At 67.1% G+C, this 12897-nt stretch carries 10 protein-coding genes; 4 read left to right on the plus strand and 6 right to left on the minus strand.

Going from position 1 to position 12897, the window contains the following annotated elements; translation table 11 throughout:
• The first annotated feature begins 37 nt into the window (after nt 1-37).
• A complete protein-coding gene (gene dnaE, locus DRW48_RS08725) occupies nt 38-3514 on the plus strand; it encodes a DNA polymerase III subunit alpha (protein ID WP_114077461.1) in 3477 nt (1158 codons plus the stop codon).
• Between the two features lie 117 nt (nt 3515-3631).
• On the opposite strand, the gene alaS is transcribed toward dnaE, so the two are convergent.
• From alaS to rpsA, 6 genes are all read right to left on the minus strand, one after another.
• Entirely contained in the window at nt 3632-6286 is a 2655-nt protein-coding gene (gene alaS / locus DRW48_RS08730) for an alanine--tRNA ligase (RefSeq protein ID WP_114076064.1), read from the minus strand.
• A gap of 105 nt (nt 6287-6391) precedes the next feature.
• Nucleotides 6392-6841: a GNAT family N-acetyltransferase gene (locus tag DRW48_RS08735; RefSeq protein WP_422385760.1), complete on the minus strand. Its 450-nt coding sequence runs from the start codon at nt 6839-6841 to the stop codon at nt 6392-6394.
• Nucleotides 6842-6843: 2 nt separating this feature from the next.
• The gene (locus DRW48_RS08740; RefSeq protein WP_114076065.1) at nt 6844-7515 is read right to left on the minus strand and encodes a phosphoribosylanthranilate isomerase; all 672 of its coding nucleotides are present in this window, start codon (nt 7513-7515) and stop codon (nt 6844-6846) included.
• A 6-nt stretch (nt 7516-7521) separates the two neighbouring features.
• Nucleotides 7522-7911 carry a lipopolysaccharide assembly protein LapA domain-containing protein gene (locus DRW48_RS08745; protein WP_114076066.1) on the minus strand — a complete coding sequence of 130 codons (390 nt, stop codon included), beginning with the start codon at nt 7909-7911 and terminating at the stop codon, nt 7522-7524.
• A 64-nt stretch (nt 7912-7975) separates the two neighbouring features.
• Nucleotides 7976-8263, minus strand: a complete 288-nt coding sequence (ihfB, locus tag DRW48_RS08750) for an integration host factor subunit beta (protein WP_114076067.1) — start codon at nt 8261-8263, stop codon at nt 7976-7978.
• Between the two features lie 239 nt (nt 8264-8502).
• Nucleotides 8503-10182, minus strand: a complete 1680-nt coding sequence (gene rpsA, locus DRW48_RS08755) for a 30S ribosomal protein S1 (RefSeq protein ID WP_114076068.1) — start codon at nt 10180-10182, stop codon at nt 8503-8505.
• 244 nt (nt 10183-10426) lie between these two features.
• On the opposite strand from rpsA, the gene ilvC reads away from it, so the two are divergent.
• The 3 genes from ilvC (at nt 10427) to DRW48_RS08770 (ending at nt 12834) form a co-directional block, all read left to right on the plus strand.
• Entirely contained in the window at nt 10427-11449 is a 1023-nt protein-coding gene (gene ilvC, locus DRW48_RS08760; RefSeq protein WP_114076069.1) for a ketol-acid reductoisomerase, read from the plus strand.
• A gap of 221 nt (nt 11450-11670) precedes the next feature.
• Nucleotides 11671-11976, plus strand: coding sequence for a DUF1330 domain-containing protein (locus tag DRW48_RS08765; RefSeq protein WP_114076070.1), 306 nt, complete (start codon nt 11671-11673; stop codon nt 11974-11976).
• A gap of 60 nt (nt 11977-12036) precedes the next feature.
• Nucleotides 12037-12834, plus strand: a complete 798-nt coding sequence (locus DRW48_RS08770; protein ID WP_114076071.1) for a class II glutamine amidotransferase — start codon at nt 12037-12039, stop codon at nt 12832-12834.
• The last annotated feature ends 63 nt before the right edge of the window (nt 12835-12897 follow it).

Consider the following 12897-nt stretch of genomic DNA (forward strand, 5'->3'; position numbering starts at 1 on the left):
TTGCGACGCGTCCCCCCGAGGCACTATGTTTGCGGCCATGCCCGACAATCCCCGATTCATTCACCTGCGCTGCCATTCGGAGCATTCGTTGCTGGAGGGCGCGATCCCGGTCAAGAAACTGCCGGCGCTCGCCGCCGCCGCCGGCATGCCCGCCGTGGCGCTGACCGACAGCAACGCCCTGTTCGCCGCGCTCGAATTCTCGGTCACCGCGATCGACAAGGGGGTCCAGCCGATCGTCGGCTGCCAGATGGTCCTGCAGGTGGGCGAGCATCTGGCGGCGGTGGTGCTGCTGGCGCAAAACCGGACCGGCTGGATGAACCTTATGGCCCTGTCCTCGTGCCTGTTCCTGCGCGAGGGCAGCCCGCTGCCCGCGCATGTGACCGAGGCGGAACTGGCCGCCCATGCCGAGGGGCTGATCTGCCTGACCGGCGGCGCGACCGGCCCCGCCGGCCGCATGGTTGCCGCCGGCCGGACGGCCGATGCGCGCGCGCACCTGGAGCGCCTGCACGCAGCGTTCGGCGACCGCGTCTACGTCGAGTTGCAGCGCCACCCGAATGCCAGCGGCGTTCTGACCGATCTGGAGGCAGCGTCCGAGGAGGGGCTGATCACGCTGGCCTATGATCTGGGCCTGCCGCTGGTCGCCACCAACGACGTGCATTTCCCCACGCCCGACCTTTACGAGGCGCATGACGCGCTGATCTGCATCGCCGACAAATGCTATGTCGATCAGCGCCAGCCGCGCCGCCGCCTGACGCCGGCGCATCATTTCAAATCCGCGGCCGAGATGGTGACGCTGTTCGCCGACCTGCCCGAGGCGGTCGACAATACGGTCGAGATCGCCCGCCGCTGCGCCTTTGCGGTCGAAAAGCACAAGCCGATCCTGCCGCGCTTTGCCGATGACGAGATCGAGGAGCTGCGCCGTCAGGCCCGCGCAGGCCTCGACGCGCGTCTTGCCGTCATTCCCCTCTCCGCGACGCCCGAGGAATACACCGCCCGCCTCGATTTCGAGCTGGGCATCATCGAGCAGATGGGCTTTCCCGGCTACTTCCTGATCGTGGCCGACTTCATCAAATGGGCCAAGGGGCAGGGCATCCCGGTCGGGCCGGGACGCGGCTCGGGCGCAGGCTCGCTGGTGGCCTACGCTCTTACCATCACCGACCTTGATCCCTTGCGCTACAACCTGCTGTTCGAGCGGTTCCTGAACCCCGAGCGGGTCTCGATGCCCGACTTCGACATCGATTTCTGCATGGATCGCCGCGAGGAGGTGATCCGCTATGTGCAGGGCAAGTATGGCCGCGACAAGGTCGGCCAGATCATCACCTTCGGCGCGCTGCTGTCCAAGGCGGCGGTGCGCGATGTCGGGCGCGTCCTGCAGATGCCCTATGGCCAGGTCGACCGCCTGTCCAAGATGATCCCCGTCGAGGGCGTCAAGCCGGTCAGCGTCACCAAGGCCATCGCCGACGAGCCGCGCCTGCGAGAGGAGCGCGACCGCGAGCCGCAGGTCCGCCGCCTGCTCGATTATGCCGCAAAGCTGGAGGGGCTTTATCGCAACGCCTCGACCCACGCGGCCGGGGTGGTGATCGGGGACCGGCCGCTGGACCGGCTGGTGCCCCTCTATCGCGACCCGGCATCGGACATGCCGGCGACGCAGTTCAACATGAAGTGGGTCGAGGCCGCCGGGCTGGTCAAGTTCGACTTCCTCGGGCTCAAGACCCTGACCGTCATCCAGGGCGCGGTGGACCTGATCCGCCGCAGCGGCCGGCACCTGCACATTGCCCCCGATGGGCGCCACCTTTATGCGCCGCCGCCGGGCGCCGAGGATGACATCGGCGCCATCCCGCTGGACGATGCCGCCAGCTACGATCTGTTCGCCTCGGCCCGCACGGTTGCGGTGTTCCAGGTGGAATCGCAGGGCATGATGGACGCGCTGCGCCGCATGCGCCCGACCTGCATCGAGGATATCGTCGCGCTCGTCGCCCTCTACCGTCCCGGCCCGATGGAGAACATCCCGGCCTATTGCGACGTCAAGAACGGCCGGCAGGAACTGGCCTCGATCCATCCCAGCATCGACCACATCCTGGCCGAGACGCAGGGCATCATCGTCTACCAGGAACAGGTGATGCAGATCGCCCAGGTCATGGGCGGCTATTCACTGGGCGGGGCCGATCTGCTGCGCCGGGCAATGGGCAAGAAGATCGCCGAAGAGATGGCGAAGGAGCGGCCCAAGTTCATCGACGGCGCGACCGGGAATGGCGTCGATGCCAAGAAGGCAGGCGAGGTCTTTGACCTGCTGGAGAAATTCGCGAACTACGGCTTCAACAAATCGCATGCCGCGGCCTATGCGGTGGTCAGCTACCAGACCGCCTGGCTGAAGGCGAACCACCCGGTCGAGTTCATGGCCGCGGTGATGAACTGTGACATTCACCTGACGGACAAGCTGGCGGTCTACCGGCGCGAGGTTGCCCGGATGGGGATCGAGATCGTGCCGCCCTGCGTCAACCGGTCCGAGGCGAATTTCAGCGTCGATGCCGGGCGCATCGTCTACGGCCTTGGCGCGCTGAAGGGCGTCGGGGCCGAGGCGATGGGGCTGATCGTCATCGCTCGCGACGGCCGCCCCTTTGCCGACCTGCACGACTTTGCCCGCCGCGTGGACATGAAGCGGGTCGGCAAGCGCCCGCTCGAGACGCTGGCCCGCGCGGGGGCGTTCGACCTGCTCGACCCGGACCGGGCGCGGGTGCTGGCCAGCCTCGACGGGCTGGTGGCCTGGTCGGCGGCCGTGCAAGCGCAGGCCGGATCGAACCAGACCAGCCTCTTTGGCGCGGGCGAGGACCTGCCGCCGCCGCGCCCGGTGCGGACCGAGCCTTGGTTGCCGGCCGAGCGGCTGACGCAGGAACATGGCGCGGTGGGCTTCTATCTTTCCGGCCACCCGGTCGACGACTGGCTGCCGATGCTGCGGCGCAAGAATGTCGTCACGCTGGCGGAACTGACGGCCGCGGCGGCCGATGGCCCGCAGGTGGCGCTGATCGCAGGGACGGTCTCGGCCCGGCAGGAAAAGAAGTCGGCGCGCGGCACGCGCTATGCCTTTGTGCACCTGTCCGATCCGACCGGGCTTTACGAGGTGACCATGTTCTCGGACCTGCTGGATGCCGCGCGCCCGCACCTGGAGCCGGGATCGTGCATCGTGCTGCAGGTCCAGACCGAACCCTCGGGGGACCAGTTGAAGATGCTGGCGCGCACGGTTCAGCCGCTGGAGGCGGTTGTGGCCGATGCCGAGGCGGGCAGCCTCGCCGTGCGCGTGTCGGATGCGGGCGTCGCGGGGGATGTGGCAACGATGCTGGCCCGCATCGCCGCCGAGGTGCGCGCCGGTCCCCGGGCGCGCGGCCCGGTCCTGCTGCGCCTGCGCTGCGGCGAGGACGAGGTCGATATCGAGGTCGCGACCGACGCCCCCCTGACCCCGCCCGCCCGGCAGATGCTGCGGGCGGTGCCGGGGGTGCTGGAGGTGGTGGAAATCTGACGCGGGGGAGCGCGCGTGCTCCTGCCTGCTTAGGTGTTGGTAAGCCTTTGCGCGTCGCCCGGTTGCCAGCCAAATCGCTATCTGGCAGCCGGCGCCTCTCGCAGGCTGCAGATCAGATCAACCGGCGATCAAAGCCTCGACCGCGCCGATAGCGGCGTCCGCGGCCTCCAGTGAGGGCGCGCCGCCTTGGGCCATCTCGGGACGGCCACCGCCGCCCTTGCCGCCCAGGGCCTCGGCCGCAGTGCGGACCAGATCGACGGCTGACAGGCGATCCGTGAGGTCGGGCGTGACGCCCGCCGCGACGGCGGCCTTGCCGCCCGCTTCGGACAGGATCAGCACAGCGCCCGACCCGAGGCGCTGTTTCAACTCGTCCACCAGCGGCGCCAGTTCGCGGCCCGAGACGCCCTCGACCCGGCGCGCGATCAGTCGGATGCCGCCGATGTCCTTGGGCGCGTCTTCGGCTCCGCCGCCGCCCATCGCCAACTGTCGCTTGAGGCTGGCAACCTCATTCGCCAGCGCCTTGCGCTCGTCGGCCAGCGCGCGCACCCGCTCGACCACGTCGACGGTCGGGGTTTTCAGCAGCCCGGCGATCTCCCCCAGCCGCTGGCCGGAGCTGCGCAGATGCGCCAGCGCAGTCTCGCCCGTCAGCGCCTCAATGCGGCGCACCCCGGCCGACGATGCGCTGTCGCCGAGGATGACGAAGGCGCCGATATCGCCGGTGCGACTGACATGCGTGCCGCCGCAAAGCTCGATCGAATAGGTCTCGCCATCCGTTCCGCGGGCCGAGCCGGCGGCGCGGCCCATCGAAACGACGCGCACCTCGTCGCCATATTTCTCGCCGAACTGGGCCTGCGCGCCCAACGCGCGGGCGTCGTCCGGGCTCATCACCCGCGTCTCGACCGCCTCGTTCTGGCGAATCAGCGCGTTCACCTCGGCCTCGATCACCGATAGCTCGTCGGGGGACACAGCCTTGGTGTGGCTGAAGTCAAAGCGCAGGCGATCCTCGGCGTTCAGGCTGCCCTTTTGCGAGACATGGGCGCCCAGATGGCCGCGCAGCGCCTCGTTCAGCAGGTGGGTGGCCGAATGGTTGGCGCGGATCGCGCTGCGGCGGTCATGGTCGACCGACAGCGTCGCGCCCTGGCCGCGACGGATCTCGCCCAGCGTCACCTCGGCATCATGGACGACGACACCTTGCATACGGCGGGTGTCCGTCACGCGGGCAGAGCCGGTCTCGGTCTTGATCAGCCCCTGATCGCCCACCTGGCCGCCGGATTCGGCGTAGAACGGCGTCTGGTTGACAACGATCTGGACCTTGGCGCCCAGCGCTGCCGCCTCGATCTGGTCGGCGCCGTCGATCAGCGCCAGCACCTCGCCCTCGGCCACCTCGGTGTCATAGCCGAGGAACTCGGTCGCGCCATGGGTGTCCGCCAGCGCGAACCAGATGGCGGCATCCTTGCTCTCGCCGGTGCCGGTCCATGCGGCGCGGGCCTTGGCCTTCTGCTCGGCCATGGCGCTGTCAAAGCCAGCGGTGTCGACCGAGCGGCCCTGTTCGCGCAGGGCGTCCTGCGTCAGGTCCAGCGGAAAGCCGTAGGTGTCATACAGCTTGAACGCCGCCGCGCCTGGCAGCGCGCCGCCCTCGGGCAGGCGCGCAACCTCGTCCGCCAGCAGCTTCAGCCCGCGGTCCAGCGTCTGGCGAAAGCGCGTCTCTTCCGAACGCAGGGTTTCTTCGATGCTGGCCTGGGCACGGCCAAGCTCAGGGTAGGCGGTGCCCATCTGGCGGACCAGCGCCGGGACCAGCTTGTGCATCACCGGGTCCTGCGCGCCCAGCATATGCGCGTGGCGCATCGCCCGGCGCATGATCCGGCGCAGCACATAGCCGCGGCCCTCGTTGCTGGGCATCACGCCATCGGCGATCAGGAAACTGGTCGAGCGCAGGTGGTCGGCGATCACCCGGTGGTGGACCTTGCCGGGTCCGTCCGGGTCGCTGGAGGTCGCATGCGCCGAGGCCTCGATCAGCGAGCGCATCAGGTCGGTGTCGTAGTTGTCGTGCTTGCCCTGAAGCAACGCGCCGATCCGCTCCAGCCCCATCCCGGTGTCGATCGACTGCTTGGGCAGCGGCGTCATGGTGCCGTCCGCATGCTGCTCGTTCTGCATGAAGACGAGGTTCCAGATCTCGATGAAGCGGTCGCCGTCCTCGTCGGCGCTGCCGGGCGGCCCGCCGAAGATGTGGTCGCCGTGATCGTAAAAGATCTCGGTGCAGGGTCCGCACGGACCGGTCGGTCCCATGCGCCAGAAGTTGTCGTCGCTGGCGATGCGGATGATGCGCTCGTCCGGCAGGCCGGCCACCTTTTTCCACAGGTCCGCCGCCTCGTCATCGGTGTGGTAAACCGTGACCAGCAGCTTGTCCTTGGGAATGGCGAAATCGCGGGTCAGCAATTCCCAGGCAAAGGGGATGGCGTCCGACTTGAAGTAATCGCCGAAGCTGAAGTTGCCCAGCATCTCGAAAAACGTGTGGTGGCGGGCGGTGTATCCGACGTTGTCGAGGTCATTGTGCTTGCCACCGGCGCGCACGCATTTCTGCGCGGTGGTGGCGCGCACATAGTCCCGCGTCTCAAGCCCCGTGAACAGGTTCTTGAACTGGACCATGCCCGAGTTGGCGAACATCAGCGTCGGATCGTTGCGCGGCACCAGCGGCGATGATGCCACCTGCCGGTGCCCGTTGCGGACGAAGAAATCGAGGAAGGTCGAACGGATGTCGTTCAGGCTGGGCATGGCGGGTGTCCGGTGTGGCAGGGGCTGCACCGCAGATAGTGGCAGGCGGCGGGCGGGTAAAGTGCAACGCGCGGCGGGCGTCCCCGCGCTGCACTGGCCCAGCGGTCAGGGGACCAGCGGTTTCTTGAACCCGATATGCGTCGACGCATAGCCCGCGCGCTCGTAAAAGCGTCGGGCGTCGGTGCGCGCGGCGTTCGAGGTCAACTGCATCAGGCGGGCACCGCCCGCGCGGGCGCGATCCTCGGCGTCCGTCAGCAGGGCCGCCCCGATCCCCGCGCCACGCAGATTGGCGGCGACGCGGACCCCCTCGATCTGCGCGCGGCAGGCGGCGGACAGGGACAGGCCCCAGATCAGCGTCAGCTGGTAGCAGGCAATCACCGCACCATTGGCATCGGTGCCGACGATCAGCTGGTTGTTGCCTTCGGCCTTCATCGCGTTGAAGGCGGCGCGGTAGTGATCGAGGCTGCCGGTCTCGCGGGTGCGGCCAAGCTCGTCATCCATCAGCAGGTCGACAACGGCCGGCAGGTCGGCATCGGTCGCGGGGCGGAATTGCACGCTCAAACGAGGGCCTCGGCGAAAGCTGCAATCAGGGCGGGGTCCTTGTCGCCGGGCGCACGCTCGATGCCGCTGCTGACGTCAACCGCGGGGGCGCCGGTCAGGCGCACTGCCTCGGCTACGTTGGCCGGGTTGAGGCCGCCGGCCAGGAACCACGGGCGGGCAAGCCGCTGACCGCCGAGCAGGCGCCAGTCAAAGGCGATGCCGTTGCCGCCGGGCAGCACGGCACCGGGGGCCGGCTTGGCGTCCACCAGCAGCAGGTCAGCGACCGTGCCATAGAGGCGCAACTGCGCCAGATCATCCGCGACGGCCAGGCCGACGGCCTTCATCACCGGTAGCCCGGTGCGGGCGCGCACCTCGGCCACGCGGGCCGGGGACTCGCTGCCATGCAGTTGGATGATGTCCAGCCCAGCCTCGGCCAGGGCGAGGTCAAGGGTGGCGTCGTTCGGGTCCACGAACAGGCCGACACGGGCGATGCCGGGCGGCACATCCGCGATCAGCGCGGCAGCGACGGTCGGGGTGATCGCGCGGGGGGAGCGAGGAAAAAAGACAAAGCCGAGATAGCGCCCGCCGGCATCTAATGCAGCCGCGACGTCGGCGGGGCGGCTGAGGCCGCAGAACTTGATCGCGGTCGGGCGGGGTTCGGCCAAGGGATACTGCAGGCGGACAGGCATGGACCGTCAGCGACGTGCCGGCAGTGCGGGCACGCTGCTTTGCGCCGCACTTTGCGGGGCAGGGGCGCGGTCGAGAAGGGCAAGGACGTCATCGCGGGGGCGACGGCGGGCGCCGGCCTCGGCCTCCAGTTCGGCCAGGTCGCGGGCGCGACGGGTGCTTTCGGCGCGCAACTGTGTTTCGCGCAGCCATTCCCAGATGAGACCCAGGACCATTCCCAGCAGCAGCGCCAGGAAGATCACCAGGAACAGCGGCATGGTCACCTGCCAACTGCCGCCCAGATAGGCGTCAAGGTTGGCCGGGAAGGGGCGCAAGACGACCATCTGGCGATTGGCGAGGGCCAGGACGACCAGCGCGATCGCCAGCAGTCCGAGGAACATCATGCGAATCACGCGCATCTCACCACCCCTTTGTAGTTTGTCCCGCCGGTTCCGCAGGCGGGACACCGGGCAGGGGTGTCGCTTATTCCTGCCCGCCGTTCAAGCGGTCGCGCAGCAACTTGCCGGTCTTGAAGAACGGCACATGTTTTTCTTCAACCGTCACCGCCTCGCCCGTGCGGGGGTTTCGGCCAGTGCGGGCATCGCGACGTTTCACCGAGAATGCGCCAAACCCCCTCAGCTCGACCCGGTCCCCGCGCGCCATGGCGTCGATAACCTCTTCGAACACGGTATTGACGATCCTCTCGACGTCTCGCTGCACCAGATGCGGGTTCTCGTCGGCGATTTTCTGGATCAGCTCGGACCGGATCATGGGGCTTCCTTATGCTGCGCGCGCGTCAGTCGGCCAGTCCTGTGCCTGGGCGGCCCGCGGCTATCCCGGAACGTGCCGCCGGGGTCAGGTGAAAACGCTAGTGGAAGGGAATGGTTGCAAGTGGTTGGGGCGGTCCCTCCAAGCCCTGCTACGAAAAACGCCCGTTCCGGGGTCTTGGCCGGATCGGGCGTCATGGTCTTTGCAAGCGGGGCGCGTCATATCGCCCCGCCGCTCGCGTCTTAGTTGCGGTTCTTCAGGGCCGCACCAAGGATGTCGCCCAGCGACGCGCCCGAATCGGACGAGCCGAACTGCTCGACAGCCTCTTTTTCTTCGGCGATCTCGCGCGCCTTGATCGACAGGCCCAGACGGCGGGACTTGGCGTCGACGTTGGTCACGCGCGCATCGACGTGGTCACCGACCTGGAACCGCTCGGGACGCTGGTCCTGACGGTCTCGGGCGAGGTCCGAACGACGGATGAACGATTTCATGCCGTTGTATTCGACCTCGATGCCGCCTTCCTCGATCGCGGTGATCGTGGTGGTGATGACCGAGCCGCGCTTGACACCCTCGACCGCCTCGGAGGCGGCGTCGTTGCCCAGCGCCTTGATCGACAGGCTGATGCGCTCTTTCTCGACGTCGACTTCCTGGACGACCGCCTGGACGGTGTCGCCCTTGCGGTAGTTCTGGATGGCGTCCTCGCCGCGCTGGTCCCAGCTGATGTCGCTGAGGTGGACCATGCCGTCGATGTCGCCCTCGAGGCCGACGAACAGACCGAACTCGGTGATGTTCTTGACCTCACCCTCGATCTGCGTGCCGGTCGGATGGGTCTCGGCAAAGACTTCCCACGGGTTGCGCATGGTCTGCTTAAGGCCAAGTGAGACGCGACGCTTCTGCTCGTCGATCTCCAGCACCATCACGTCGACTTCCTGCGAGGTCGAGACGATCTTGCCGGGGTGAACGTTCTTCTTGGTCCAGCTCATCTCGCTGACGTGGACGAGGCCCTCGACCCCGGCCTCCAGCTCGACGAAGGCGCCGTAGTCGGTGATGTTCGTCACGCGGCCGCGATGCACCGATTCGATCGGGAACTTCGAGGCGACGGTGTCCCACGGATCGGCCTGCAGCTGCTTCATGCCGAGGCTGATGCGGTGCGTTTCCTTGTTGATCTTGATGACCTGGACCTTGACGGTCTCGCCGATCGCCAGGATCTCGGACGGGTGGTTGACCCGGCGCCAGGCCATGTCGGTGACGTGCAGCAGGCCGTCGACACCGCCGAGGTCAACGAAGGCACCGTATTCGGTGATGTTCTTGACCACGCCATCGACAACCTGACCTTCGTGCAGGTTGGCAATGACCTCGGCGCGCTGTTCGGCGCGGCTTTCTTCCAGGATGGCGCGGCGCGAGACGACGATGTTGCCCCGGCGGCGGTCCATTTTCAGGATCTGGAACGGCTGCTTCAGACCCATCAGCGGGCCGGCATCGCGCACGGGACGGACGTCAACCTGCGAGCCGGGCAGGAAGGCCACGGCACCGCCCAGATCGACGGTGAAGCCACCCTTGACGCGCCCGAAGATGGCGCCGTCGACGCGCTCTTCCTTGGCGTAGGCCTGCTCGAGGCGGTCCCAGGCTTCCTCGCGGCGGGCCTTCTCGCGCGAGATGCTGGCTTCGCCGCGCGCGTTCTCGACGCGGTCCAGATAAACCTCGACCTCGTCGCCGACCTTCAGGTTGGCTTCCTCGCCGGGGGCTGCGAATTCCTTAAGATCGACGCGGCCTTCCATCTTGTAGCCGACGTCGATGATGGCCTGGCCCGCCTCGATGGCGATGACCTTGCCCTTGACGACCGAACCTTCGTTCGGGGTGTCGATTTCGAGGCTGTCGTTCAGGAGGGCCTCGAACTCCTCCATGGTCGCGTTCTTCGCCATGCGGCTGAAATATCCTTTGACGTGGGTTGCTGGCCTTGCGGTTGGCTCCGCCGGTCTGTTGTGGACGCCCTTCGGTAACGACAAAGGGTCGCGGCAAAGATGCCCGACCCCTGTCATGCGGCCTGTTCTGGCCATGTCGCCTAAAGACTTGCGGCGCTCTCTACCTCACAAGCTGCCCTTGCGCAAGCGCGCAGCCCCGGTGTAGTCGCAAACGCTGATGATTTTACCGAGGGGAAGGGCCGCCATGCGCGTGTATTACGACCGTGACTGCGATGTTAACCTGATCAAGGACAAGAACATCGCCATTCTTGGCTATGGCAGCCAGGGTCACGCCCACGCGCTAAACCTGCGCGACAGCGGTGCCAAGAACGTCGTCGTGGCGCTGCGTCCCGGTTCCGCGTCTGCCGCCAAAGCCGAAGCTGAAGGCCTGAAGGTGATGGAAATCGCCGAGGCCGCCAAGTGGGCTGACCTGATCATGTTCACCATGCCGGACGAGCTGCAGGCGGACACGTACAAGAAATACGTTCATGACAACCTGCGCGAAGGCGCGGCGATCGCATTCGCCCATGGCCTGAACGTACACTTCGGCCTGATCGAGCCCAAGAAGGGTGTCGACGTGATCATGATGGCGCCCAAGGGTCCGGGCCACACCGTCCGCGGCGAATACGTCAAGGGTGGCGGCGTGCCCTGCCTCGTCGCGGTCGACCAGGACGCTAGCGGCAAGGCCATGGACCTGGCGCTGTCCTATTGCAGCGCCATCGGCGGCGGCCGCTCGGGGATCATCGAGACCAACTTCCGTGAGGAATGCGAGACCGACCTGTTCGGCGAGCAGGCGGTCCTGTGCGGCGGCCTGGTCGAGCTGATCCGCATGGGCTTCGAGACGTTGGTCGAGGCGGGCTACGAGCCGGAAATGGCCTATTTCGAGTGCCTGCACGAAGTGAAGCTGATCGTCGATCTGATCTATGAAGGCGGCATCGCCAACATGAACTATTCGATCAGCAACACGGCCGAGTATGGCGAATATGTCAGCGGCCCGCGCATCCTGCCTTACGAGGAAACAAAGGCGCGGATGAAGGCCGTCCTGAAGGACATCCAGTCGGGCAAGTTCGTCCGCGACTTCATGCAGGAAAACGCCGTCGGCCAGCCCTCGTTCAAGGCGACCCGCCGGATCAACGACGAGCATCAGATCGAGCAGGTCGGGGCCAAGCTGCGCGAGATGATGCCCTGGATCTCCAAGGGCAAGATGGTCGACCGCGCGCGCAACTGACCTTTTTCTGAAACGACCCCGATGCCCGCCTCCGCAAGGAGGCGGGCATTTTTCGTTCTGCCTTGCAGGCCGGGGCGTGTTGCGGGGTTGGCGGCGAGGAGCGTCGGGGCGAAGACGTCCATGAGGCTGACGCCGCCCCTCAACGCCGACGGCAGTTTCGCCTCCCTTGCGCGGACCCGGTGCGCGGCCCATGCTGCATCGACACCGAACCGGAGCGAAAAATGTCCGACCCGACCGCCCTGTGGATTGCCCATGTCGATGTGCACGACCCCGACGCCTACGGCCGCTATGCCGCAGCGGCAGGCCCGGCCATTGCGGCCCATGGCGGCGTTTTCCTCGCCCGGTCCGGCCGGTATGTGCAGCTGGAAGGACCGGACCGGCCGCGCAATGTCGTCGCGCGTTTCCCCTCGCTGGCGGCCGCCGAGGCCTGCTATCGATCGGACGCCTATCAAACCGCCCTCAAACATGCCCGGGGGGCCGCTGAACGCGAGCTTGTGATCGTCGAAGAGAACGGTCCAGGCACTTGAATTGGTGCTTTCTTTGTCCTTCCGTGTCATTGTTGTAAAAAAGACGGATGGGGCAGAGGCATGTGTCGCTGGGCAGCCTACACGGGGGCGCCGATCTACCTGGAAGAAATCGTGGCAACGCCGGGCCATTCGCTGATCCGGCAAAGCCTGTCGGCGCTGCGCTGTCACACCGCGGTCAACGCAGACGGTTTCGGCGTTGCCTGGTATGGCGACCGCGCAATCCCCGGCCTTTACCGCGACGTGATGCCCGCTTGGTCGGATCCGAACCTTCGCAGCCTGACAGCCACCGTCCGCAGTGCGCTGTTCATGGCCCATGTCCGCGCCTCGACCGGGACGGCGACCAGTCGCAACAACTGCCATCCCTTCGCCGTCGGCAACTGGTGCTTCATGCACAACGGGCAGTTCGGCGGCTATGACCGCTATCGTCGCGAAGCCGAGGCAATGATCCCCGATTCCCTTTACGGCCAGCGCAAGGGCGCGACCGACAGCGAGGCACTGTTTCTGATCGCCTTGGGCGAGGGGCTCGAGGATGATGCCTGCGCCGCGCTGGAGCGGGCAACCGCGCGGCTTGAGGCACTGGCCCGCAGCCGTGGCGAAGGACCCTATGTACGCCTGACCTGTGCCTTTTCGGACGGCCGGCGCCTTTATGCTGCGCGCTATGCCAGCGACGAGCAGGCGCCGACGCTGTTTCACCGCTGGTCGTCCTCGCGCGCGGGCCGCGCCGTCGTGTCAGAGCCGTTCGATGGCGAGCAGGACGACTGGACCGAGGTTCCGGCCGGCAGCTTTTGCACCTTCGAGGGCGAGGCAGTTTCGATCCGCCCGTTCCGCCCATCGCTGGCCGCCGCCAAGGCCGCTTGACCCGGCGTCCGCGGGCCTGCGGCATTTCGCACCGAAAACCGCGGCTTTCCCCCGGGCCTCCCC

The sequence above is a fragment of the Paracoccus suum genome, from assembly GCF_003324675.1.
Lineage (GTDB): Bacteria > Pseudomonadota > Alphaproteobacteria > Rhodobacterales > Rhodobacteraceae > Paracoccus > Paracoccus suum.

What these genes read in the sequence shown, in the direction of transcription:
- DRW48_RS08765 (WP_114076070.1), top strand. Translation starts at nt 11,671, where the DNA reads ATGTCCGACCCGACCGCCCTGTGGATTGCCCATGTCGATGTGCACGAC.
- ilvC (WP_114076069.1), top strand. Translation starts at nt 10,427, where the DNA reads ATGCGCGTGTATTACGACCGTGACTGCGATGTTAACCTGATCAAGGAC.
- rpsA (WP_114076068.1), bottom strand. Translation starts at nt 10,182, where the DNA reads ATGGCGAAGAACGCGACCATGGAGGAGTTCGAGGCCCTCCTGAACGAC.
- DRW48_RS08740 (WP_114076065.1), bottom strand. Translation starts at nt 7,515, where the DNA reads ATGCCTGTCCGCCTGCAGTATCCCTTGGCCGAACCCCGCCCGACCGCG.
- alaS (WP_114076064.1), bottom strand. Translation starts at nt 6,286, where the DNA reads ATGCCCAGCCTGAACGACATCCGTTCGACCTTCCTCGATTTCTTCGTC.
- ihfB (WP_114076067.1), bottom strand. Translation starts at nt 8,263, where the DNA reads ATGATCCGGTCCGAGCTGATCCAGAAAATCGCCGACGAGAACCCGCAT.
- dnaE (WP_114077461.1), top strand. Translation starts at nt 38, where the DNA reads ATGCCCGACAATCCCCGATTCATTCACCTGCGCTGCCATTCGGAGCAT.
- DRW48_RS08770 (WP_114076071.1), top strand. Translation starts at nt 12,037, where the DNA reads ATGTGTCGCTGGGCAGCCTACACGGGGGCGCCGATCTACCTGGAAGAA.
- DRW48_RS08745 (WP_114076066.1), bottom strand. Translation starts at nt 7,911, where the DNA reads ATGCGCGTGATTCGCATGATGTTCCTCGGACTGCTGGCGATCGCGCTG.